General features: G+C 72.9%; 21 protein-coding genes. 17 read left to right on the forward strand and 4 right to left on the reverse strand.

Going from position 1 to position 20,834, the window contains the following annotated elements; translation table 11 throughout:
- Positions 1-72: 72 nt before the first annotated feature.
- From SOM13_RS14370 to SOM13_RS14380, 3 genes are all read left to right on the forward strand, one after another.
- Positions 73-1,476, forward strand: coding sequence for a hypothetical protein (locus SOM13_RS14370; RefSeq protein ID WP_320480103.1), 1,404 nt, complete (start codon positions 73-75; stop codon positions 1,474-1,476).
- A 32-nt stretch (positions 1,477-1,508) separates the two neighbouring features.
- Entirely contained in the window at positions 1,509-2,216 is a 708-nt protein-coding gene (locus tag SOM13_RS14375; protein WP_192058938.1) for a hypothetical protein, read from the forward strand.
- Between the two features lie 105 nt (positions 2,217-2,321).
- Entirely contained in the window at positions 2,322-3,599 is a 1,278-nt protein-coding gene (locus SOM13_RS14380; protein ID WP_192058936.1) for an Nramp family divalent metal transporter, read from the forward strand.
- 110 nt (positions 3,600-3,709) lie between these two features.
- On the opposite strand, the gene SOM13_RS14385 is transcribed toward SOM13_RS14380, so the two are convergent.
- Together SOM13_RS14385 and SOM13_RS14390 are read right to left on the reverse strand one after the other, a co-directional pair.
- Positions 3,710-4,801 (reverse strand): alpha/beta fold hydrolase, encoded by a 1,092-nt coding sequence (locus tag SOM13_RS14385; protein WP_320480104.1) that lies wholly within the window; start codon positions 4,799-4,801, stop codon positions 3,710-3,712.
- A gap of 28 nt (positions 4,802-4,829) precedes the next feature.
- Positions 4,830-5,363: a DUF1990 domain-containing protein gene (locus SOM13_RS14390; protein WP_320480105.1), complete on the reverse strand. Its 534-nt coding sequence runs from the start codon at positions 5,361-5,363 to the stop codon at positions 4,830-4,832.
- Between the two features lie 48 nt (positions 5,364-5,411).
- On the opposite strand from SOM13_RS14390, the gene SOM13_RS14395 reads away from it, so the two are divergent.
- Positions 5,412-5,996, forward strand: a complete 585-nt coding sequence (locus SOM13_RS14395) for an RBBP9/YdeN family alpha/beta hydrolase (RefSeq protein ID WP_320480106.1) — start codon at positions 5,412-5,414, stop codon at positions 5,994-5,996.
- A gap of 43 nt (positions 5,997-6,039) precedes the next feature.
- Here SOM13_RS14395 and SOM13_RS14400 read toward each other — a convergent pair whose 3' ends face one another.
- A complete protein-coding gene (locus tag SOM13_RS14400; protein ID WP_320480107.1) occupies positions 6,040-7,338 on the reverse strand; it encodes a M18 family aminopeptidase in 1,299 nt (432 codons plus the stop codon).
- 106 nt (positions 7,339-7,444) lie between these two features.
- Positions 7,445-7,873, reverse strand: a complete 429-nt coding sequence (locus SOM13_RS14405; RefSeq protein ID WP_320477788.1) for a hypothetical protein — start codon at positions 7,871-7,873, stop codon at positions 7,445-7,447.
- A gap of 161 nt (positions 7,874-8,034) precedes the next feature.
- Between SOM13_RS14405 and SOM13_RS14410 the strand changes: the two genes are divergently transcribed.
- From SOM13_RS14410 to SOM13_RS14470, 13 genes are all read left to right on the forward strand, one after another.
- A complete protein-coding gene (locus tag SOM13_RS14410) occupies positions 8,035-9,021 on the forward strand; it encodes an iron-siderophore ABC transporter substrate-binding protein (RefSeq protein WP_320480108.1) in 987 nt (328 codons plus the stop codon).
- A 95-nt stretch (positions 9,022-9,116) separates the two neighbouring features.
- Complete coding sequence (locus tag SOM13_RS14415) at positions 9,117-10,109, forward strand: iron chelate uptake ABC transporter family permease subunit (RefSeq protein ID WP_320480109.1); 993 nt, start codon at positions 9,117-9,119, stop codon at positions 10,107-10,109.
- A 98-nt stretch (positions 10,110-10,207) separates the two neighbouring features.
- Entirely contained in the window at positions 10,208-11,176 is a 969-nt protein-coding gene (locus SOM13_RS14420; protein WP_320480110.1) for a FecCD family ABC transporter permease, read from the forward strand.
- 135 nt (positions 11,177-11,311) lie between these two features.
- Positions 11,312-12,277, forward strand: coding sequence for a tripartite tricarboxylate transporter substrate binding protein (locus SOM13_RS14425; protein WP_192058919.1), 966 nt, complete (start codon positions 11,312-11,314; stop codon positions 12,275-12,277).
- On the forward strand, positions 12,274-12,885 hold the full coding sequence (locus SOM13_RS14430) for a tripartite tricarboxylate transporter TctB family protein (RefSeq protein WP_320480111.1): 612 nt from the start codon (positions 12,274-12,276) through the stop codon (positions 12,883-12,885). The genes SOM13_RS14425 and SOM13_RS14430 overlap by 4 nt, the downstream gene beginning before the upstream one ends.
- Before the next feature lie 9 nt (positions 12,886-12,894).
- The gene (locus tag SOM13_RS14435) at positions 12,895-14,436 is read left to right on the forward strand and encodes a tripartite tricarboxylate transporter permease (RefSeq protein WP_320480112.1); all 1,542 of its coding nucleotides are present in this window, start codon (positions 12,895-12,897) and stop codon (positions 14,434-14,436) included.
- Positions 14,433-15,437 (forward strand): sugar phosphate isomerase/epimerase family protein, encoded by a 1,005-nt coding sequence (locus SOM13_RS14440; protein WP_192058912.1) that lies wholly within the window; start codon positions 14,433-14,435, stop codon positions 15,435-15,437. Before SOM13_RS14435 ends, SOM13_RS14440 begins: the two co-directional genes overlap by 4 nt.
- On the forward strand, positions 15,434-17,215 hold the full coding sequence (locus tag SOM13_RS14445) for a dihydroxyacetone kinase family protein (protein ID WP_320480113.1): 1,782 nt from the start codon (positions 15,434-15,436) through the stop codon (positions 17,213-17,215). Before SOM13_RS14440 ends, SOM13_RS14445 begins: the two co-directional genes overlap by 4 nt.
- A gap of 3 nt (positions 17,216-17,218) precedes the next feature.
- Positions 17,219-17,698 carry a ribose-5-phosphate isomerase gene (locus tag SOM13_RS14450; protein ID WP_243216509.1) on the forward strand — a complete coding sequence of 160 codons (480 nt, stop codon included), beginning with the start codon at positions 17,219-17,221 and terminating at the stop codon, positions 17,696-17,698.
- Positions 17,695-18,732: a 4-hydroxythreonine-4-phosphate dehydrogenase PdxA gene (locus tag SOM13_RS14455; protein ID WP_320480114.1), complete on the forward strand. Its 1,038-nt coding sequence runs from the start codon at positions 17,695-17,697 to the stop codon at positions 18,730-18,732. The genes SOM13_RS14450 and SOM13_RS14455 overlap by 4 nt, the downstream gene beginning before the upstream one ends.
- Positions 18,733-18,734: 2 nt before the next feature.
- Entirely contained in the window at positions 18,735-19,487 is a 753-nt protein-coding gene (locus SOM13_RS14460; protein WP_320480115.1) for a triose-phosphate isomerase family protein, read from the forward strand.
- Between the two features lie 50 nt (positions 19,488-19,537).
- On the forward strand, positions 19,538-20,212 hold the full coding sequence (locus tag SOM13_RS14465; RefSeq protein ID WP_192058905.1) for a GntR family transcriptional regulator: 675 nt from the start codon (positions 19,538-19,540) through the stop codon (positions 20,210-20,212).
- The gene (locus tag SOM13_RS14470; RefSeq protein ID WP_320480116.1) at positions 20,212-20,787 is read left to right on the forward strand and encodes a GrpB family protein; all 576 of its coding nucleotides are present in this window, start codon (positions 20,212-20,214) and stop codon (positions 20,785-20,787) included. Before SOM13_RS14465 ends, SOM13_RS14470 begins: the two co-directional genes overlap by 1 nt.
- The last annotated feature ends 47 nt before the right edge of the window (positions 20,788-20,834 follow it).

The raw sequence follows: 20,834 nt of genomic DNA on the forward strand, positions 1-20,834 counted from the left end.
AGCCCGCGGGGCGTACCGTTCAGGAGGATCACAGGGCCCGGACCACGGGCTACGACGTACGAGGAGCCTGACATGACGGACGCACGCACTCCCGGGAGCGACCGCCCCGACCACGACCGAGACGCCGACGAGACGACACCGCGCGAGCCCGCGGTCGCCCCGGAGGACCGCCGAGACGAGTCGGACGGCGCCTACGACGACCGCGGGGCGTCCGCACCGGCCGACGCGCCCGCCGTCGACTTCGGCGCCCCGGCGTTCCCGGCGACCGCCCCCGCCGACGCCTCGGAGGCCGGCGCGCCCGTGCCCTCGAACGACCCGTTCGCCGCGCCGGTGGCCGCCGACCGCGACGGCAGTGACGTCCGCGATGGCAGCGACCGTGACGTCCGCGACCGTGACGGCGGCGACCGCGACGTCCGCGACGGCGAGACCGAGGTCATCGAGCCCGTCCCCGCCGACGCACGCGACGACGACGGCACCCGCGACACCCGCGACGCCGACGCGCCGACCGCGGCCGTGCCGCCGATGGTCGCCCCCACGGCTCCGCCCGCACGCGCCTGGTCCGCCACGAGCGGTGACGACAACCAGCGCCGCACGCTGCACGACGACGAGGCCCTCCGGGCCGCCGAGGCCTCGCGCGGCGACCACGGCGACGCGAGCGACCGCGACCGCACCGTGGGCGACGACCGGACCGACCGCGACGGAGACGCCCCCACCGTGGTCGCGCCGATCGCGTCCGACCCGACCCGCGCCTCCTCGGCTGCGGAGCACGGCTCGCGTTCGCGTGACGACGCCCCCACCGTCGCCGGCCCGACTCAGGGTTCCGCCTCGTACCCGGCTCAGCCCGGCACGGGCTCGTACCCGCTCGTCGCCGACGGCGGGATCAACCACGTGGCCGTCCGTCGCGATCTGCTCACGCAGCAGAAGGAGGAGTTCAGCGGCATCCGCTTCGGCGCCGGTCTGCTCGGCTGGTTCGCCGCCACGGGCTTCGGCTTCGTCATCATGGCGATCTACGGAGGCATCGTCGGCGCCTGGGTCGCCGCATCGGCCGACGGCTCGTCGAACGCCTTCACCGGCATGCAGCGGTTCGCCACCGACAACGGCGACGTGCTGTCGATCGTGACCGCCGTCGTCGTGCTCGCCGTCGTGTTCTTCGGCTACCTGATCGGCGGGTTCACCGCCTCGCGCGTCGCCCGCTTCTCGGGCTTCAAGCAGGGTCTGGCCACCTGGCTCTGGGGTGTCGTCGTGGGGCTGATCCTCGCGGTCGTCGCCTACGTGTCGCTCGGCGCGGACTTCTCGTCGCTGGGCGGCGCGACCGCAGCGGACGGCGCGACGGACGCCTCGGCCATGTCGATCGAGTCGATCGTGTTCATCGGCCTCGTCGTGGTGCTGAGCTTCGTCGGCGCCGTGCTCGGCGGCCTGCTCGGGCAGCGCTGGCACCGCAAGGTCGACCGTTTCATCCCGTCCGACCAGGTGTGATTAGCTCGACCCGACCGAACGAAGGAACCACCATGCGCCTCACCTCACGCCCGTCACTCGTCCGCACCGTCCTCGGTGTCGCCGTCGCCGGCGGCCTCGCCCTCTCGCTGACGGCGTGCTACTCGACGTCGGACTCCGAGAGCAACAACACGGCCCCGATCCACCGCGAGAACCCCGAGCTGCCCGAATCGGAGGCCACCCCGCTGGCCGTCGTGCCCGATCTGAGCGGCGGCGTCGACACGCAGGTCGCCGTCGACGAGAGCTTCACCAGCGCGCTCACGCTGCTCGGTCTCACGCCGGCCCCCGTCGGCGACGCGACCTTCGCCGACGGCGCGTTCTCGTTCCCGATCACGGGCGGCAACGTCTCGTACTACGACCCCGAGGGCGAGGTGCGGCCGTACGTGCAGGGCGACATCCAGCACGACGGCTCGGGCATCAGCCTCAGCTCCGGCGACACGGTCGTCGAGCTGACGAACTTCGACATCGACCCCGGTGCCTCGAAGCTCTACGGCGACGTCTCGGTCAACGGCGAGCCGGCCGCCGGGCACGCCTACCTCTTCAACCTCTGGGGCGGCACGCTCGAGCCGCTGCGCACCGAGGGCACCGACGCCGTCCTCGAGGGCACGACGGTCCACGTCAGCTCCGAGGCGGCCGAGCTGCTGAACACCACGTTCGAGACGGACCTGGTGCCCGACGAGCTGCTCGTCGGCGTCGCGACGATCACCGTCGCCACGCAGTAGGTCCTCACCGCACGGACGCACGAGTGATGCCCGGGTCTCGACCCGGGCATTTCTCTGTGCCGAGAGTGAAAGTTCGGGTCACCGAACTTTGTGTAGGGTCGTCGTATGGCGACAGATGACGCACGACCGACGGACACCGAGGAGGCGCGGGTCGACGACCGCCGCGCCCCCGCCCACCCGAGACCCCGCGGTGTGCTGCTCGGCCCGGCCTTCATCGCCGCGATCGCGTACGTCGACCCCGGCAACGTCGCGGCCAACCTGACGGCGGGTGCCCAGTACGGCTACCTGCTGCTCTGGGTGCTCGTCGCGGCGAACGCGATGGCCGTGCTCGTGCAGTACCTGTCGGCGAAGCTCGGCATCGTCACCGGGCAGTCGCTGCCCGAGGTGATGGGTCGGCGCCTGCCGCGCAAGCGCCGCCTGGCCTACTGGGGCCAGGCCGAGCTGGTGGCCGCGGCGACCGACGTCGCCGAGGTGATCGGCGGGGCCCTCGCGCTGCAGCTGCTCTTCGGGGTGCCGCTGGTGCTCGGGGGCGTCATCACCGGCGTCGTGTCGCTGGGCATCCTGATGCTGACGCGCTATCGCGGCGGTCACGTCTTCCAGACGATCATCATCGGTCTGCTGGCCGTGCTGACGATCGGCTTCTGCGCGGGTCTGCTCTTCGCCCCACCGTCGGCCGGCGGCATGCTCGCGGGCATCGTGCCGCGCTTCGACGACGCGCAGTCGGTGCTGCTGGCGGCGTCGATGCTCGGCGCGACGGTCATGCCCCACGCCGTGTACCTGCACTCGGCGCTGGTCCGCGACCACCACGGGGACGTCGCCGTGGGCGCCGACCGTCGGCGGGTGCTGAAGGCCACCCGGTGGGACGTCGTGCTCGCCCTCCTCGTCGCCGGAGGGGTGAACATCGCGATGCTCGTCCTCGCGGCCTCGACGTTGCAGGGGCGGACCGGCACCGACACCATCCCGGGCGCCCATGCGGCGATCACCGAGGCGCTCGGCCCGCTGGTCGGGGTGCTGTTCGGAGTCGGGCTGCTCGCCTCCGGGCTCGCCTCGACGTCGGTCGGGTCGATGGCGGGCGCCGAGATCATGCGCGGTCTGCTGAAGATCCGCATCCCGCTGTTCGTGCGGCGGGTCGTCACGCTGGTGCCGGCGCTCGTCCTGCTCGCGACCGGGATCAGCCCGACGTGGCTGCTCGTGCTGAGTCAGGTCGTGCTGAGCTTCGGCATCGCGTTCGCGCTGGTGCCGCTCGTCCGGGCGACCAGCGACGCGTCGCTGATGGGCGAGAGCCGCAATGTGCTGGGCATCCGCATCGCGGCGTGGATCGCGGTCGGCGTGGTCGTGGCGCTCAACCTCGCGCTCATCTGGCTGACGGTGACCGGGGCCTGAGCCGCGGGCGCCGCGGGCCGAGGAGGCGCGGGCCGAGGAGTCGAGACACGCCGCGCGTCGCGCGGGGGCGCGGCGTGTCGTGACTCATCGACCGAACGGGCCGCGGGGGCTCAGGCGGGGTCGATGTGGGGGCCGTCGTCGGGTGCGACCCCGGCCGCCGCCTTCTCGGCCTGGCGCCGATCGAAGGCGGCCTGCATCGACTCGGCGTGGTCGGTCTTGGCCGCGGCCAGGGCCTCGTCGTCGCCCTTCAGCGTCGCGACGGTCGCCCGCAGCCGCGCCCCGACGGCCTTGGCGAAGTCGCTCGGGCTGGGGCTGAAGTCGTCGCTCTCGTCGCCGTCGCTCGCATCGTCGTAGTGGTGCAGCTGCTCGCCCTCGTCGGTGTCGATGGGCTGCTGAGCGTGCTCGACGCAGAGCTTCGCGACCTCTTCGGCGTGGGCGTGCATGACCGAATGCGCCGCGCCGGGCATCTCCCAGAGTCGTGACGACGGCAGCAGCTCGCCCACTCGTCGCACCCAGTCGCGGGGGGCCACGGCGTCGAACTCGCCGCGGATCACGAGGGTGTCGGCCCGCACCTCCGGCAGGTGGTCCTCGATCGGGTACGTCATCATCTTCGGCAGGATCCGTGAGAACCACCGCACCCCGCAGAGCACGTAGGCGCTGACGGCCAGGAACTTCACTCGCCCCGGCTCGTGCCAGGCGGCCCGCGCGAACCGCAGCGCCTGGGTCACGACGCGGCGTTCGGCGGGGTTGATCACCGGGCCGATCAGCACGAGGGTCGAGAGGTCGGGGCGTCGGCCGGCCAGGTCGGTGACGATCTGGGTGCCCATCGAGTGGCCGACCAGCACGGGGTCGTCGAGCCCGAGGCCGTCGATCGCGGCGCCGACCAGGTCGGCGTACTCGCGGATCGTCAGGGCGTGCCCCGGGTGCGCCACGCCGGCGAAGCCGGGCAGATCGAGCGCGTGCACGGGGCCGAACTCGTTCAGGTTCGGCGCGAGACGCTCGAAGTAGTCGGACGACACCCCGATGCCGGGCACCAGCACGAAGGGCCGCTCGCCCGACTGGCCGATGGTGTTGACGCGCACGTACAGGTCGCCGCTGCGGATCCGTTCGACCCTGACGGTCGTGTCGACCCCCGACGCACGGGCGGCGTCGCGTGCGGCGGCGCGCCTGGAGGAGCCGGCATGGCGGCGTCGGGCGGTCATCGACACAGTGTGGCACGAGCCCGGCGGCTCAGGCGCGGGCGACGACCGGGTCGAGGGCGCGCAGGTTGCGGCGCAGGATGAGCGACAGGGCCAGGGCTCCGAGCGGGCCGGCCGCGCGCATCCACCAGGCGGCGGGGCGCCAGACGACGCGGATGTCGAGGGTGACCGTGCCGTCGGGGTGCCGTCGCACGACGTAGCTCTCGAAGCCGCGCTGCGGGTGGCCGACGAGCGCGGCGTGGATGAATCCGATCTCGGCGGGCGAGTCGACGACGTCGATCACGCGGCAGGCCACCGCGGGGCGGAGGGGGCCGAGGGTCACCGCCCACATGCTCGAGGCCCCCGGCGCGACCCGCGCGGGCACGTCGAGCGGCACGAAGCCCGAGCCGCGGTGCACCTCGAAGCGCAGCACGGCGTCGCCGGCGGTTCGGAACACGGCGTCGCCGCGGCCGATCACCCGCGATCGACGCGTGACCCGGAACCCGTGAGGCGGCGGGGCGTCGAAGCCGATCGGGTCGTCGACGGTCAGGGCCTCGCCGAATCCGCGAGCCGCGTATGACGTCATGGGTCGAGCCTGCCACGACGAGTCGCGTCGACGGGGCAGGATCGACGCGTGACCGCTCCCTCGTATCTCGTGCTGCACGGCTGGCAGAACCACCGGCCTGCGGATCACTGGCAGCATCGGCTGGCCGACGAGCTGACCGCGCGCGGCCTCGTGGTCCGCTACCCGCAGCTGCCCGACGCCGACGATCCCGACCTCGCGGTCTGGGAGGAGAGCGTGCGCGCCGAGCTCGCCGCCCTGCCCGAGGGCCCGGTCACCGTGATCTGCCACAGCCTCGCGTCGGTGCTCTGGCTGCGTCTGCAGACCGGCGACGCGCCTCCTCGGGTGGATCGCGTCGCGCTGGTGTCGCCGCCGTCGCCCGAGCTCGTGGCGGGCCAGAGCATCCGCGCGTTCGTCGCCGGCGAGGCCTTCGACGGGCGGCTCCTGCCCGCGGGTGCCACCGAAGCGGTGGTGGTGGCGGGCGACGACGACGAGTGGCTGCCGCTCGGTCTGCAGGACACCTGGGAGGCGCGGGTCGACGCCCCGCTCCACCTCGTGCCCCGAGGCGGTCACCTCACCCCCGACTCGGGGTTCGGGCCCTGGCCCGAGATGCTCGCCTGGGCGCTCGGCACCCCCGCCGAGGACGCGTTCGCCTGAGCCGACCGTCGGAGCTCCGCCGAAGCGACCGCCCTCGGGGGGCTTAGGCGACGGGGGCGAGGAACGCCGCGGCGGCGCGCGACAGGTACCCGGGGTCGTCGGCGCCGCACAGCTCGCGGGCCGAGTGCATGCCGAGCAGCGGCACCCCGACGTCGATGGTGCGGATGCCCAGCCGTGTCGCCGTGATGGGCCCGATCGTCGAGCCGCAGGGTACGGCGTTGCTCGACACGAACTCCTGGAACGGCACCCCGGCCTGCTCGCACGCCCTCGACCACTCGGCGGCCCCGAGCCCGTCGGTCGCATATCGCTGGTTCGCGTTGATCTTCAGCAGCGGACCGCCGTTCACGATCGGCTGGTTGGCCGGGTCGTGGCGCTCGGGGTAGTTCGGGTGCACGGCGTGACCGGCGTCGGCGCTGAGGCACCACGACGCCGCGAGGGCGCGCCGGTGATCGGTGGCGGTCGCTCCGAGGCCGTCCGAGACGCGGGCCAGCACATCCTCGAGCATCGGACCCGCGGCGCCCGACGGCGTCGCCGAACCGACCTCCTCGTGGTCGAAGGCGGCGAAGACAGCGACGTGATCGAGTTCCGCACCCGCGCCTCCTGCGCTCGCCACGGTCTCGATCAGGGCGACGAGCCCGGCGTGGGTCGACGTGAGGTTGTCCATGCGGCCGGCCGCGAAGAGCTCGCCGTCGAGACCGAGACGTGCAGGAGGCGCGGTGTCGGCCACGACCACGTCGTACCCGGTCACGTCGGCGGGCGCCAGACCCGCTGACGCCGCCAGGTGGCCGAGGACGTCGGCCTCGTCGAGCGGGCCGGCCCCGACGACGGGGTTCAGGTGGCGCTGGGGGTCGAGCTTCAGGCCCTCGGCGTTGACACCGCGATCGAGGTGCACGGCGAGCTGCGGGAACCTCAGCAGCGGGCCGGTCCGCACGAGGCGCGTCTCGCCGGTGCGGGTGACGAGGCGCCCCGCGAACTCGAGGTCGCGGTCGAGCCACGAGTTGAACAGCGGCCCGCCGTAGACCTCGACGCCGGCCTGCAGCCAGCCGCGCGTGCCGGTCGTCGGCTTCGGCTTGAGCTTGAATCCGGGGGAGTCGGTGTGCGCGCCGACCACGCGGAACGGCGTGGTCGCGCCCGCTCCGGTCGGCTCGATCCAGGCGACGACGGCGCCGTCGCGCACGATGTAGCGGGCACCCGGGCCGGTCGGCCAGGCGTCGGTCTCGACGAGTCGGGTGAAGCCGGCCTCGTCGAGACGCCGGGCGGCCTCGGCCGCGGCGTGGAACGACGAGGGGGAGGCGGTGATGAAGCGGGCGAGATCGTCGAGGTGAGGGCGTGAAGAAGTCATCGAAACCAGCATGCACCACCTGGTCGCCCGCGAGACCCCACGAAGTCGCGGAGACCCCGGCGCGCGCGCCGGGGTCTCGGTGACTCCGTGGGGTCTCTCCGCGGGGTCAGCGGCCGCCGCTGCCGCCGCGGTTCGCACCGATGTCACCGCGGTGGGCGCCGGCCTCGGGGTCGTCGGAGCGGACATCCGCCGCGAGGGCGGCGTCCTGCTCGCCCGAGAGCCCTGCCGGGCTCGCCGCGACGTAGTCCTCCTCGCCCGAGAGCGTGCCGCCGAGGGGCTGCGCGACGTCGCCGTCGGGGGTCGCCTCGTCGCCGGTCGCGGGCGCCCCCTGCGTGTCGGTGTCGGTGTCGGCGGTGCCGTCGCGGTCGCCATCGTCGGTGCCGTCGCGGTCGCTCGCGTCGGGGCTGCCGTCGCCTTGGCTGGCGCGGTAGGTCTCGACGGCGGCCGCCTCGAGGGTCGCCTGATCCACGGCGGCGCGCTCGTCGTCGGGTCGTGCGGCGTTCGGGCCGTCGGTGCGGTCGGTGCTCTCGCTCATGGGGGTCCTCTCGTGCTGGGTGCGGTCGACGCTAGGCGCTCGCCGCCGACGGCGCCCCGACGCCCAGTTGTGTTAGGGAAGGCTTACCTACTATGGTCGTCCCCGTTCCAGCCGGTCCCGACCCGGCTCCCCCTCTCGTCAGACGATCGAAGGCTCTCCCCGTGGTTCTCCCTCGCCCCTCCTCCCCGTCGATCTCCCCGTCCGGGCGGTCCCCGATGCTCGTCCGCCTCGCGTCCGCATCGGTCGCCGTCGCCCTCTCGGTCGCGTTGTCCGCCTGCACGACCGGTGTCGGCTCGGCCGCCGACGGCTCCGAGGCCGACGCGTCCTCGTCGTCGTCCGCCCGGACGGTCGCGCACGCCCGCGGCGAGACGGCCGTCCCGGCCGCGCCGCAGCGCGTGGTCGTGCTCGAACCCGTCGCCCTCGACACCACCATCGCGCTCGGCATCGTGCCGGTCGGTGCCGCGGTGCTCAACGAAGCGGCCGGTGTGCCGGCCTACCTGGGCGACGAGGCGGCGTCGATCGAGACGGTCGGCACCGTCACCGAGCCCGACGTCGAGAAGATCGCCTCGCTCGCCCCCGATCTCGTGATCGGCACCGAGTCGCGCCACTCGGCGCTCTACGACCAGCTCAGCGCGGTCGCGCCGACGGTCTTCCTGGCCTCGCAGGCCGACGCCTGGAAGGACAACGTGGCTCTCGTGGGCGAGGCGCTCGGCCGGGCCGACGAGGCGACGGTGCTGCTGGCCGACTACCAGGCGCGCTGCGACGAGATCGCCTCCGAGTTCGACGTCTCGGGCACGGCGCAGCTGATCAGGCCCCGCGACGGCCTGCTGACCCTCTACGGCCCCGAGTCGTTCGCCGGCAGCACCCTCGAGTGCGTGGGCTTCGAGACTCCCGAGCGCGACTGGGAGGACTCGATCTCGGTCGACCTCTCACCCGAGAAGGTGCTCGACGCGACGGCCGACCAGGTCTTCGTCACGACCACCGACGTCTCCGACGAGTCGACGACGCCCGAGGCGATCAGCGACAACGCCTCGGCGTTCCCCGAGCTGCACCTCGTCGACCAGTCGTACTGGATCACCGGGGTCGGTCCGCTCGGCGGTCTGGCCGTGCTCGACGACATCGAGGGCGTCCTGAGCCGCACCCGGTGACGCGCCTCCCCGACGATCGCCGCCCGGCTGGGCGCCGCCTGGCTGAGCGCCACCTGGCTGGGCGCCGCCCGGCGGAGCGACCGCAGGCGAGGGGGATGAGGGTCGGCGTCGGGATCGCCGTCGCCGTCGTCGCGCTGCTGGTCGCCGCCCTGCTGTCGCTCGCGCTCGGCGCCAACGCCCTCAGCCCGCGGCTCGTGCTCGACACCCTGGCCGGAGGCGGCACCGACGAGTCCCGCTTCGTCGTGATCGAGCAGCGGCTGCCGCGCACCCTGGTCGGTGCGGTGGTCGGCGTCGGGCTGGGCGGAGCCGGGGCCCTGATGCAGGCGCTGACCCGGAACCCGCTGGCCGACCCGGGCATCCTCGGTGTCAATGCGGGCGCCGCGGCCGCGGTGGCCGTCGCCGTCGTCTTCTTCGGCGTCGTCGAGATCGGTCAGTACGTCTGGTTCGCCTTCGGCGGGGCGCTCGTGCTGACCGCCGTGGTCTCCGTGCTCGGGTCGGCGGGCCGGGGCCGCGCCGACCCCGTCCGGCTGACGCTCGCCGGTCTCGCGGTCGGGGCGGTGCTCTCGGGCGTCACCACGGGGCTGACGTTGACGAACCCGGATGCGTTCGAGCGCCTCCTCGGCTGGTCGGCCGGGAGTCTCGTCGGTCGCGGTCTCGACGGGCTCGCCTCGGTCGCGCCCCTCGTCGCCCTCGGCGCGATGCTCGCCCTCGTCGTCGCGCCCGCCCTGAACGCGGTCGCGCTCGGCGACGACACCGCGGTGAGTCAGGGGGTGCACCTCGCGCGCACGCGCCTCCTCTCGCTCGCCGCCATCACCCTGCTGGCCGGCACGGCCACGGCGCTCGCCGGCCCGATCTCGTTCGTCGGCCTGATGATCCCGCACGTGGTGCGCTGGGGGATCGGCGTCGACCACCGCCGCATCGTCGTCGGCTCGATGCTGGTCGCGCCCGTGCTCGTGCTCGTGTCGGACGTCGTCGGACGGGTGCTCGTGTCGCCGTCCGAGATGCCGGTCGGGATCGTCATCGCGTTCGTCGGAGCGCCCGTGCTCGTCGTGCTGGTGCGGCGCCGACGCGGGGCCACGGCGCTGTGAGCGGGACGTCGCGGCGCGAGGAGGCGGCCGGCGCCGCCGGCGCCGCCGGTGCCGACCGTCCAGCCGGCGGGCGGCCCGGCCCCGGGCGGCATCGTGTCGTGGCGGTCTCGGTCTCGCTCGTCGCCGCCGCGCTCGCCCTGGCCGTCGTCGGGTCGATGTCGGGCGACTTCGCCGTCTCTCTGCCCGACGTGCTCGGCATCGTCACCGGGTCGACAGAGGGTCTGCCTCGCACGATCGTGCTCGAGTGGCGGCTGCCGCGCATCGCGGCCGCCGCGGTGGTCGGGGTCGCGCTCGGGGTCGCCGGCGGGCTGTTCCAGACCGTGACCCGGAATCCCCTCGCGAGCCCCGACATCATGGGTCTGTCGAACGGCGCGTTCGTCGGGATGCTCGGCGCGCTGATCGTCGTCGGGCCGTCGTGGGAGTCGCGAACCCTCGGAGCTCTGATCGGCGGTCTCGTGACGGCCCTGCTGATCGCCCTGCTCTCGAGCGGGACGTCGGCCGGCGGGTTCCGGTTCATCGTGGTGGGCATCGCGGTGTCGTCGATGGCGGCGTCGCTCGGCACCTGGCTGCTGCTGCAGGTCGAGCTCGACACGGCGCTGTTCGCGTCGGCGTGGGGTGCCGGCACGCTGGCGGGCGTGGAGGCGACGGGGGTCGGGGCGGCGGGCGTGCTCGTGGTGCTCCTCCTGCTCGTTGTGCCGGTGCTGTCTCCGGGGCTCCGGCAGCTGGGCATCGGAGACGACCTCGCCGCGGTGACGGGGGTGCGGGTCGAACGGCTGCGCGCCTCCTCGCTGGTGATCGGCGTCGCGCTGGTCTGCGTGGCCACGACCGTCTCCGGTCCGGTCGCGTTCGTCGCCCTGGCCGCCCCGCAGATCGCGAGGCGTCTCACGCGCACGGCGCACGTGCCGCTGGTCGCGTCGGCGCTGACCGGTGCCGTCGTCCTGCTCGGCTCGGACCTGATCGCGCAGCACGTGCTGCCGGTCACGGTGCCGGTCGGCGTCGTGACGGTCGTCGTCGGCGGCTGCTACCTCGTCTGGCTGCTGTCGCGGGAGCTCAGGAGGCGCGGGTGAGCCTCGTGGGGATCTGACCGGGGGGCTGACCGGGGACCATCGACACAGGGCTGGCGCAAATCCGATAGGATATGCGATAGTTCCTGAAGCGGGTGGTTCGCACCCGGGTGGACCCGATCACTGGAGATCAAGACGATGAAGTCACGTACCCCCCTCGTCGCCGGCCTTGCCGCGGCGTCCCTGCTCTGCCTCACCGCCTGCGGTTCCGCTGCGGGAGGCAGCACCGCCGACGGCGCCCCCACGGGCAACGTCACGATGCTCGTCCCGATGGGCGCCGGTGGCGGCAGCGACCTCTCGGGTCGCGCGATCGCCTCGGGCCTCGAAGGCGGCACCGGCCTGAACGTCAGCGTCGAGAACCGCGAAGGCGGTTCGGGCGCCATCGGTTACTCGTACTTCCTCGGACAGGAGGGCCGCAACGATCTGCTGCTCGCGGCCGAGACGGCGATGCTCGCGCTGCCCGTCACCCAGGACGTCCAGTTCACCTACGAGGACTTCACGCCGATCATGAAGGTCGGCGACGACTTCACTCTGATCGTCGTCCCGGCCGACAGCGAGTACGACACCTGCACCGACGTCGTGGATGCGGCCGCCGACGAGCGCGTCGTCGCCGCGGTGTCGGGATCGACGTCGCTCGACGAGATCGTCTTCACCCTCATCGAGCAGGAGGAGGACGTCGAGTTCGACCGCGTGCCGTTCGAGTCCGGCAGCGAGGTGCTCACGGGTCTGCTCGGCGGCCAGGTGGACGTCGCGTCGCTCAACCCGGCGGAGGTCATCGCCCAGCTCGAGGCCGGCGACCTCAAGGCGCTGTGCGCCGTCGCCGAAGACCGTTACGAGTACGAGGCGCTCGCCGACATCCCCACGGCCGCCGAGCAGGGCATCGACGTGTCGTTCGCGCAGTTCCGCGGCTTCATCGCCCCGGGTGGCATCAGCGCCGAGACCGAGCAGTTCTGGATCGACGCGGGAGAGGCGTACGCCGACAGCGACGCGTACACCGAGTACGTCGAGAGCAACTACCTGCAGCCGAACGCCCAGTACGGCGACGAGTTCGGCACCTACCTCGGCGAGAACACGGCCGACCTCGAGAAGGTGTTCGCCGAGTGACGGCCGTCCACCGCGGCGGACTCGCCGCCAGCGCCGTCCTCGCGGCGATCGGCTCCGCCGCCCTCGTCGGGGGTCTCGGGTACGGCGTGACGGTCGAGGGAGGCGAGATCGGCCCGGGCTTCCTGCCCGCCATGGCCGGCGGCCTGGTCGCCGTGTTCGCCGTCCTCGATCTGGTGGGGCGCCTCCGTCGACGTCCCGACCGGCCCTCCCAGGCCGAGCTCATCCTCGACACGCCCTCCCGGCCCGACGACGGCATCGTCCTCGGCGACCCGCTCGACCCGGGTGCCCCCACGACCAGCACCCAGTCGATCCACTCGCCCCTCGCGACGGACGACGACGGAGTCGACATCCTCGGCCGCACCCAGCGTCAGCGCAACCGCATGCTGGCGGTCGTGCTCGGCCTCGTCGTCGTCACGCTCGCCATGGTGCAGGTGGTCGGCTTCCTCCTCGCCTTCGTGCTGCTGCTCTTCGTGGTCGCCGTCTTCGTGGAGCACCGCCGAGTCCTCCCGTCCGCCCTCGTGGCGGTCGCCGCGGGCGTCGTGACCTACGCCATCTTCGTCGCCCTGCTGCGCGTGCCGCTGCCGCAGGGTCTGCTCGGCCTGATCTGAAGGACGACCATGCTCGACAACCTCGCACTCGGCTTCTCGACGGCCTTCACGCCCGAGAACCTCCTTTGGTGCTTCATCGGCGTGCTGCTCGGAACGATCATCGGGCTGATGCCCGGTCTCGGCTCGACCACCGGCGTCGCGATCCTCATCCCCCTGACCCTCACCCTCGAACCCGTCACGGCGCTCATCATGCTGGCGGGCATCTACTACGGCGCCCAGTACGGCGGCACGATCACGTCGGTGCTGATCTCGACGCCCGGCGAGGCCGCGAGCGTGGTCACCACGCTCGACGGCTACCAGATGGCCAAGAACGGCAAGGCCGGATCGGCCCTCGCGATCAGCGCCATCGGCTCGTTCGTCGCGGCGATCATCTCGCTCGCGCTGCTCATGTGGCTCGCCCCTCCGCTCGCGGACCTGGCCCTCAACTTCGGACCGGTGCAGAACCTCGCGATCATGATCCTCGGTCTCGTCATCGTCGTCAGCTTCGCCGGGGGCTCGTTGTCCCGCGGGCTCATGATGGCGGCGGCGGGTCTGCTCATCTCCACCGTCGGGGTCGCGACCGGCTTCAGCGACGCGCGCTTCACCTTCGGCAGCATCAACCTGCTGAGCGGCATCCCCTTCATCGAGGTGATGATCGGTCTCTTCGCCGTCGGAGAGGTGCTGCACCAGATCCGACGCGGGGCCGACGCCCCCATCCGCACCCGGTTCCGCGACATGGTCATCAGCCGCGGCGAACTGAAGCGCAGCGCCGGTCCGATCCTCCGCGGCAGCGGCATCGGCTTCGTGCTGGGAATCCTGCCCGGCGCCGGCTCGACCCTCGCCTCGTTCATGGCGTACGGCATCGAGAAGCGCGTGTCGCCCCGCAAGGCGATGTTCGGCAAGGGCGCCATCGAGGGCGTCGCCGCCCCCGAGAGCGCCAACAACGCCGCGGCCAACGCGAACTTCGTGCCGACCCTCGCACTCGGAATCCCCGGAGGCGGCACGACGGCGGTCCTGCTGGGCGCCTTCACCGTGTACGGGCTCCAGCCCGGACCCCGCCTGTTCGAGACGCAGCCCACGCTGATCTGGGGTCTTCTCGTGTCGTTCTTCATCGGCAACGTGATGCTGCTGGTGCTGAACCTGCCGCTCGCGCCGGTGTTCGCCCAGATGCTGCGCATCCCCTACGGCTACCTCTATCCGATCATCCTGCTGACCAGCTTCGTCGGCGCCTACTCGGTCAGCAACAACATGTTCAGCGTCGTGCTCGTCCTGATCTTCGGGGTGGTCGGCTGGATCATGAAGGAGCTCGACCTGCCCATGGCGCCGCTCGTGCTGGGCCTCGTGCTCGGCCCGCTGTTCGAGAAGGCGCTCGTGCAGACCTCCGCCATCGGCCAGGGCAGCTTCCTCGTCCTGCTCCAGAGCCCGATCAGCGTCGGCATCCTCCTCTTCGCCGCCGCCCTGATGGTCGGTCCGAAGATCGCCGGGCGCTTCGCGGTCCGCCGCGGCCCCCGTGTCGCAGCGACCGACGATGCCGAGACGCGCGAGCACGCCCGGGAAGAGGCCGGTCGATGAGCCCCTCGCGCGACGACTGGCCCATCGCGGCCGCGATGCTGCAGTTCCCGGCGGTCGACCGCGACGGCACGAGCACCCTCGACGCCGCGCCGGAGGCCTGGCGGGCCTCGTTCGAGGAGATCCGCGAGACGGGCTTCGACCTCGTCGAGATCAACGACAACTGGCTGCGGGTCGGCGATCTGTCCGGCCGGCGTCTCGACGAGCTGGCGGGTGCCGGCCGGGATGCCGGCGTCGACCTCACGAGCGTCTGCGTGGTGCGGTCGAGCGTCATCGACCCCGAGGTCGGTCTCGAGAACCTCGCCTACAGCCACCGCACTCTCGAGGCCGCGGCCCGGCTGGGGGCGGGGGTCGTCTCCGTCGGCTTCCACCGGCCGCTCACGAGCGAGCAGCGGGATCGGCTGTGGTTCTGGACGGCGCAGGGCGAGATCGACGCGCCCGACGACCCCGAGAACTGGCAGCTCGCCGTGGCGCGGATCACGGAGCTCGGGCGGCACGCCGCTCAACTGGGCCTGGACCTGACGCTCGAGATGTACGAGGACACCTATCTCGGCACCGCTGCCAGCTCGGTGCGCCTCGTCACCGAGGTCGGTCTGGACAACGTCGGTCTCAATCCCGACGTGGGCAACCTCGTCCGTCTGCACCGGCCGATCGACGACTGGCGCGAGACACTGGCCGCCACCCTGCCGCACGCCAACTACTGGCACGTCAAGAACTACCACCGTGACGAGGACCCGGCGACGGGCGCCTACACGGCCCTGCCCGCCCCGCTCGAGCTCGGCCTCATCAACTACCGGCACGCCGTGCGCGACGCCGTCGAGGCGGGCTTCCGCGGCACCTTCGTCTGCGAGCACTACGGCGGCGACGGGCTCTCCGTCGCCGCCCTGAACCGGGACTACCTCCGCCGCGTGCTGCCCAGCGCCGAGCGGATGGCCGTCCTCGACGGGCGGGAGGCGCTGGTCGCCTCCGCCGTCACCGACCCGAGAGAGGAGATGGTGTCGTGACCATCCTCGACTACGACGCGACCACCTTCGCCGACGAGGCCCTGGACGGCTTCGCGGCGGCCCATGACTCCCTGCGCCGTGTGGAGGGCGGCGTCGTGCGACGCGCGCCCCTCGCGGACGGCCAGGTCGCCGTCGTGGTGGGCGGCGGCTCCGGCCACTACCCGGCCTTCGCCGGCCTCGTCGGTCCGGGCCTCGCCGCCGGTGTCGCCTACGGCAACATCTTCGCCTCGCCGTCCGCCGGTCAGGTGTGCCGTGTGGCCCGGGCCGCTCAGCGCGGCGGCGGGGTCGTGCTGTCGTTCGGCAACTACGCCGGCGACGTCCTGAACTTCGGCCAGGCCGCCGAGCGCCTCCGGGCCGAGGGAGTCGACGTCCGCGTGGTCGCGGTCACCGACGACATCGCCAGCGGCAGCCGCGACGAGATCGCCAAGCGTCGAGGCATCGCGGGCGACCTCACGGTCTTCAAGGTGCTCGGCGCAGCGTCCGAGGCCGGTCTCGACCTCGACCGCGTCGAGGAGCTCGGGCGACGGGCGAACGACCGCACGCGCTCGTTCGGCGTCGCGTTCTCCGGATGCACCCTGCCCGGCGCGACGGAGCCGCTCTTCACGGTGCCCGAGGGTCGGATGTCCATCGGCCTCGGCATCCACGGCGAACCGGGCATCGGCGAGGCCGACCTGCCGTCGGCCCGCGGACTGGCTGAACTGCTCGTCGGATCGCTGCTCGCCGAGGCCCCGGAAGGCGCCGGAGACCGGATCGTCGTCCTGCTCAACGGACTCGGCACCTACAAGTACGAGGAGCTCTTCGTGCTCTACGGCCACGTCCGGCGCCTGCTCGACGAGGCCGGCGTCACCGTCGTGCAGCCCGAGGTGGGCGAGCTCGTCACGAGCCTCGACATGTCGGGCGTCTCGGCGACCTTCTTCTGGGTCGACGACGAACTCGAGCAGCTCTGGGGGAGCCCGGCCTCGAGCCCCGCCTTCCGGAAGGGAGCCGTGGAGGCGCGGGTCGACGACGCAGGAGGCGGCCCCGGTCTCGAGGCGCCCCCGTCGGTCGCCCCGGCCGACGACGATCGTCATGTGGGCGCCGGTCGGCCCCTGCTCGAGGGATTCGAGCACGTCGCCGAGATGGTCGTCGGCTCGGAGGAGGAGTTCGGCCGTCTCGACGCGGTGGCCGGCGACGGCGACCACGGCATCGGCATGGCTCGCGGCATCACCGCCGGACTGGCGTCGGCCCGCGCCGCCGTCGAGCGCGGCGCCGGCGTCTCGACCGTGTTCGCCGAGGCCGGAGAGGGCTGGGCCGAGCACGCGGGCGGCACCTCCGGTGCGCTCTGGGGCGTCTGCCTCACGAGCGCCGGCGCCGCCCTGGCCGCGGAGCCCGACCTCCGCGACCCGTGGGCGTCGGCCCGGGCCGCTGCGGCGGGGCTCGAGGCCATCCAGCGTCTCGGCGGGGCCGAGGTCGGCGACAAGACCCTTGTCGACGCGTTCGTCCCCCTGGTCGACGCGCTCGGTCGCGCGGCCGACGAGGGGCTCGACCTGCCCGAGGCGTGGGCGCGGGCCGCAGCGGCGGCGAGCGAGGCCGCGGACGCGACCGCGCGCCTCCTGCCCCGACTCGGCCGTGCGCGACCGCTCGCCGAGAAGAGCCTCGGTCACCCCGACGCGGGCGCGGTGTCGTTCGCGCGCATCGCCGGCGTCGTCGCCCGCGAGGTCGAGGCGCAGAGCGGCGCGATCACAGTCGACACGGTCGGAGACACCCCGACCGCGAACCCCATCCACCAGGAGGCCTGAACCGTGAACGAACCGCTGAGGATCGTCGTCGGCTGCGACGACGCCGGCTACGAGTACAAGGAGCGCCTGCGGGCCGACCTCGAGGGCGACGACCGCGTCGCGAGCGTGGTCGACGTCGGCGTCGGGCCCGACGGGCACACGGCCTACCCGCATGTCGCGATCGAGGCGGCCCGCATGGTCGCCGACGGCCGGGCCGACCGGGCGCTGCTGGTCTGCGGCACAGGGCTCGGGGTGGCCATCGCCGCGAACAAGGTGCCCGGCATCCGTGCCGTGACCGCCCACGACGGCTTCTCGGTCGAACGGGCCGTGCTCTCGAACGATGCGCAGGTGCTCTGCTTCGGCCAGCGCGTCGTCGGCATCGAGCTCGCCCGGCGCCTCGCGTCGGAGTGGCTCGACCACCGCTTCGACCCCACCAGCGCATCGGCCGCCAAGGTCGACGTCATCAGCACCTACGAGGCATCCCCGGAAGGATCCGCAGCATGACCGTCAGCACACCCGCCCCCACCCTCACCCACACCGCCGACGGATCGGTGCGCCGCCCCCGCATCGCCCTCACCCTGGGTGATCCCGCGGGCGTCGGCCCCGAACTCGCGGCCCGCCTGCTCTCCGACCCCGCGAACCTCGAGGCGGCCGACATCGTGGTGCTCGCCGACCGCGCCGAGCTCGACGCCGCCGCGGCGGTCGTCGGAGTCACGATCCCGCTCAGCGACGAGCCGCGCCCCGGCTTCGCCACCCTCCTCGACGACGGGTCGGCGCCCGCCGAGCCCATCCCGCCGCGTCAGGTCAGCAAGGAGGCGGGGGAGCGCGCCCTGCATCAGCTGCGGCGCGCCATCGACCTGGCCAACGCAGGGGAGGTCGGCGCGATCGTGTTCACGCCCCTCAACAAGACGAGCCTGCACCTCGGAGGCATGACCGAGGAGGACGAACTGCGCTGGTTCGCGAAGGAGCTGCACTGCGACGGCGTGACGAGCGAGATCAACATCATCCCGGGTCTGTGGACCGCCCGGGTGACGTCGCACATCGGCATCCGCGACGTCGCGGACCGCATCACGACGCAGGGCGTGGTCGACGCCGTCCGCCTGCTCGACGAGCTGCTGCGCGACTCCGGCGTCGCGCGCCCGCGACTGGGCGTCTGCGGTCTCAACCCGCACAACGGCGAGAACGGCATCTTCGGTCGTGAGGAGATCGACGTCATCGCCCCGGGCGTCGCCGAGGCGGCGGCGGGCGGCATCGACGTCGTCGGCCCGTTCCCCTCCGACACGATCTTCGTCGGCGCGCGGGAGCGCTACGACGGCATCGTGACGATGTACCACGACCAGGGTCAGATCGCCATCAAGCTGCTGGGCTTCGACGGCGGGGTGACGGTGCAGGGCGGCCTGCCCGTGGTCATCGCGACCCCGGCGCACGGCACCGCCTTCGACATCGCCGGGACCGGCGTCGCGAGCGTCACCTCGAGTCAGCGCGCCCTCGACGTGGCCATCGCGGTGGCCGGTCGCCGGATCCTCCGTCAGCCCTGACCGTGCTCGTCGGCATCAGCACGAAGGCCTATCTGTCCCGTGCCCGCACCCTCGACTGGCTGGCGGCGGTCGCGGACCTCGCTCAGGGGCACGCTGCCGTGCGGAGCAGCGCGGTCGAGCTCGTCGTGGCCCCCTCGACGCCGCTCCTGGAGGCGGCCGTGCGGCTGCTCGAGGGCACCGGCGTGCAGGTCATGGCGCAGGACGTCAGTCGATTCGCCGGAGGCGCGGTGACGGGTGAGGACGTCGCCTCGCTCCTCGCGGACATCGGCGTCGCCTACGTCGAGGTCGGTCACGCGGAACGTCGCGGGCTCCTCGGCGAGACCGACGCCGTCATCCGGGCGAAGATCGACCGGTGCCGCGAAGTCGGCCTCGTGCCCTGGCTCTGCGTGGGGGAGGAGGCGCGGATCGGCCCCGCAGAGGCCGCGGCGTCGTGCCTGGCGCAGGTCGGTGCGGCCGCCGCCGAGCCGCTGGTCGTCGCCCACGAGCCCGTGTGGGCGATCGGCGCACCCGAGCCGGCTCCGGTCGAGCACATCGTCGGCGTGGCCCGCGCTCTGCGCGCCGGGCTGCCCCCGACCACGCGCCTCGTCTACGGCGGCAGTGCGGGGCCGGGACTGCTGACACGGACAGCACCCGCGGTGGACGGTCTGTTCCTGGGGCGACGAGCCCACGACGTCGCGGCGGTGGCGAGCGTCCTCGACGAGGCGGCCCGCGCCTCCTGCCGGGCTCCGGACGCCTCGTCGGCACGAGGTCGATGACACCGCCTATAGGAAAGACGACACGCCCCGACGTGTGGAACACTGGTCGGATGCCACCCAGTGACGGCCCGCGCCGACCCCAGCGTGTCTCGTTGTCGGACGGCGTCTACGACGAACTGCTGCGCCGACTGTTCGACGACACCCTGCCGCCGGGCACGCCGCTCAACATCGACGCTCTGGCTCGCGACCTCGACGTGTCGCAGACGCCGATCCGCGAGGCGCTGGCGCGCCTGGAGTCGACCGGTCTCGTCACCCGGGCGGCATTGCGCGGCTATCGCGCGGCGCCCCTGCTGACGGGGGCCGAACTCGACGACCTCATGCACGCCCGGGGCGTCATCGAGCCTGCGGTCGCGCGGCTCGCGGCTCCTCGGCGCACCGACGCCTTCATCGACGCGCTCGCCGAGACCCTCACCCGGCTCGCCGAGGCGCCGAAGGGCCCGACCTTCGCGGAGTACCACGCGTACTGGGAGGCCGACGAGACCTTCCACGAGCTCATCGCGCAGCAGGCCGCCAACCCGTTCCTGCACCGGGCGTTCGACTCGCTGGGTGGTCAGGCGCAACGGTTCCGCATGTTCGGCGGGCTGGGCGTCAGCGACGCCGACCACGCGATCCGCGAGCACCGGGCCGTGCTCGAGGCCCTCGACTCGGGGGATGCCGACGCGGCCGAGGCGGCCATGCGGGCGCATGTCGCGGCAGTACGCGGCCGGGCCGCGGCCGAGGCCTGATGGCGACGAACAGCGGGAACCCGCGCCGACCGGATGTCACGACTCTCGAGCTCGTCGGCGGCCCGCAGCCGCTCCACGTGACGCTCGAGCCGTACGACCCTCGATGGGCCGCCGACTTCGTCGCGCACCGCGATCGGATCCTCGAGGCGCTGGCGGGGCAGGAGATCGAGGTGGACCACATCGGATCGACCTCGGTGCCCGGCCTGGCGGCCAAGCCGATCATCGATCTCGTGGTGGTCGTGGCCGACATCACGGCGGAGGAGGACTACCTCGAGCCCCTGCTCGCCGCCGGGTACGAGCTGCGGGTGCGCGAGCCGGGGCACCGACTCGTGCGGACGCCAGCTCGCGACGTGCACGTGCACGTCTACCGACGCGGGGATCCTGCGGTCGACGACTACCGCCTCCTGCGCGATCGTCTCCGCTCCGACGCCGCCGACCGCGCTCTGTACGAGTCCGTGAAGCAGGGCCTCATGACTCGCAGCTGGGGCGACTCGAACGACTACGCCGACGCGAAGGACGAGGTCATCGCTGCGATCAAGACCCGGGCTCGAGCCGCCCGCGACGCGCTCCGCTAGCGCCTGAGACCGGCGCGCAGGCACAGGCGGGCATGCGCGCGGCTGCG

It is taken from the genome of Frigoribacterium sp. CFBP9030, assembly GCF_034045195.1.
Classification (GTDB): domain Bacteria; phylum Actinomycetota; class Actinomycetes; order Actinomycetales; family Microbacteriaceae; genus Frigoribacterium.

What these genes read in the sequence shown, in the direction of transcription:
- SOM13_RS14455 (WP_320480114.1), top strand. Translation starts at nt 17,695, where the DNA reads ATGACCGTCAGCACACCCGCCCCCACCCTCACCCACACCGCCGACGGA.
- SOM13_RS14425 (WP_192058919.1), top strand. Translation starts at nt 11,312, where the DNA reads ATGAAGTCACGTACCCCCCTCGTCGCCGGCCTTGCCGCGGCGTCCCTG.
- SOM13_RS14375 (WP_192058938.1), top strand. Translation starts at nt 1,509, where the DNA reads ATGCGCCTCACCTCACGCCCGTCACTCGTCCGCACCGTCCTCGGTGTC.
- SOM13_RS14440 (WP_192058912.1), top strand. Translation starts at nt 14,433, where the DNA reads ATGAGCCCCTCGCGCGACGACTGGCCCATCGCGGCCGCGATGCTGCAG.
- SOM13_RS14370 (WP_320480103.1), top strand. Translation starts at nt 73, where the DNA reads ATGACGGACGCACGCACTCCCGGGAGCGACCGCCCCGACCACGACCGA.
- SOM13_RS14470 (WP_320480116.1), top strand. Translation starts at nt 20,212, where the DNA reads ATGGCGACGAACAGCGGGAACCCGCGCCGACCGGATGTCACGACTCTC.
- SOM13_RS14405 (WP_320477788.1), bottom strand. Translation starts at nt 7,873, where the DNA reads ATGAGCGAGAGCACCGACCGCACCGACGGCCCGAACGCCGCACGACCC.
- SOM13_RS14465 (WP_192058905.1), top strand. Translation starts at nt 19,538, where the DNA reads ATGCCACCCAGTGACGGCCCGCGCCGACCCCAGCGTGTCTCGTTGTCG.
- SOM13_RS14415 (WP_320480109.1), top strand. Translation starts at nt 9,117, where the DNA reads ATGAGGGTCGGCGTCGGGATCGCCGTCGCCGTCGTCGCGCTGCTGGTC.
- SOM13_RS14435 (WP_320480112.1), top strand. Translation starts at nt 12,895, where the DNA reads ATGCTCGACAACCTCGCACTCGGCTTCTCGACGGCCTTCACGCCCGAG.
- SOM13_RS14400 (WP_320480107.1), bottom strand. Translation starts at nt 7,338, where the DNA reads ATGACTTCTTCACGCCCTCACCTCGACGATCTCGCCCGCTTCATCACC.
- SOM13_RS14385 (WP_320480104.1), bottom strand. Translation starts at nt 4,801, where the DNA reads ATGACCGCCCGACGCCGCCATGCCGGCTCCTCCAGGCGCGCCGCCGCA.
- SOM13_RS14390 (WP_320480105.1), bottom strand. Translation starts at nt 5,363, where the DNA reads ATGACGTCATACGCGGCTCGCGGATTCGGCGAGGCCCTGACCGTCGAC.
- SOM13_RS14380 (WP_192058936.1), top strand. Translation starts at nt 2,322, where the DNA reads ATGGCGACAGATGACGCACGACCGACGGACACCGAGGAGGCGCGGGTC.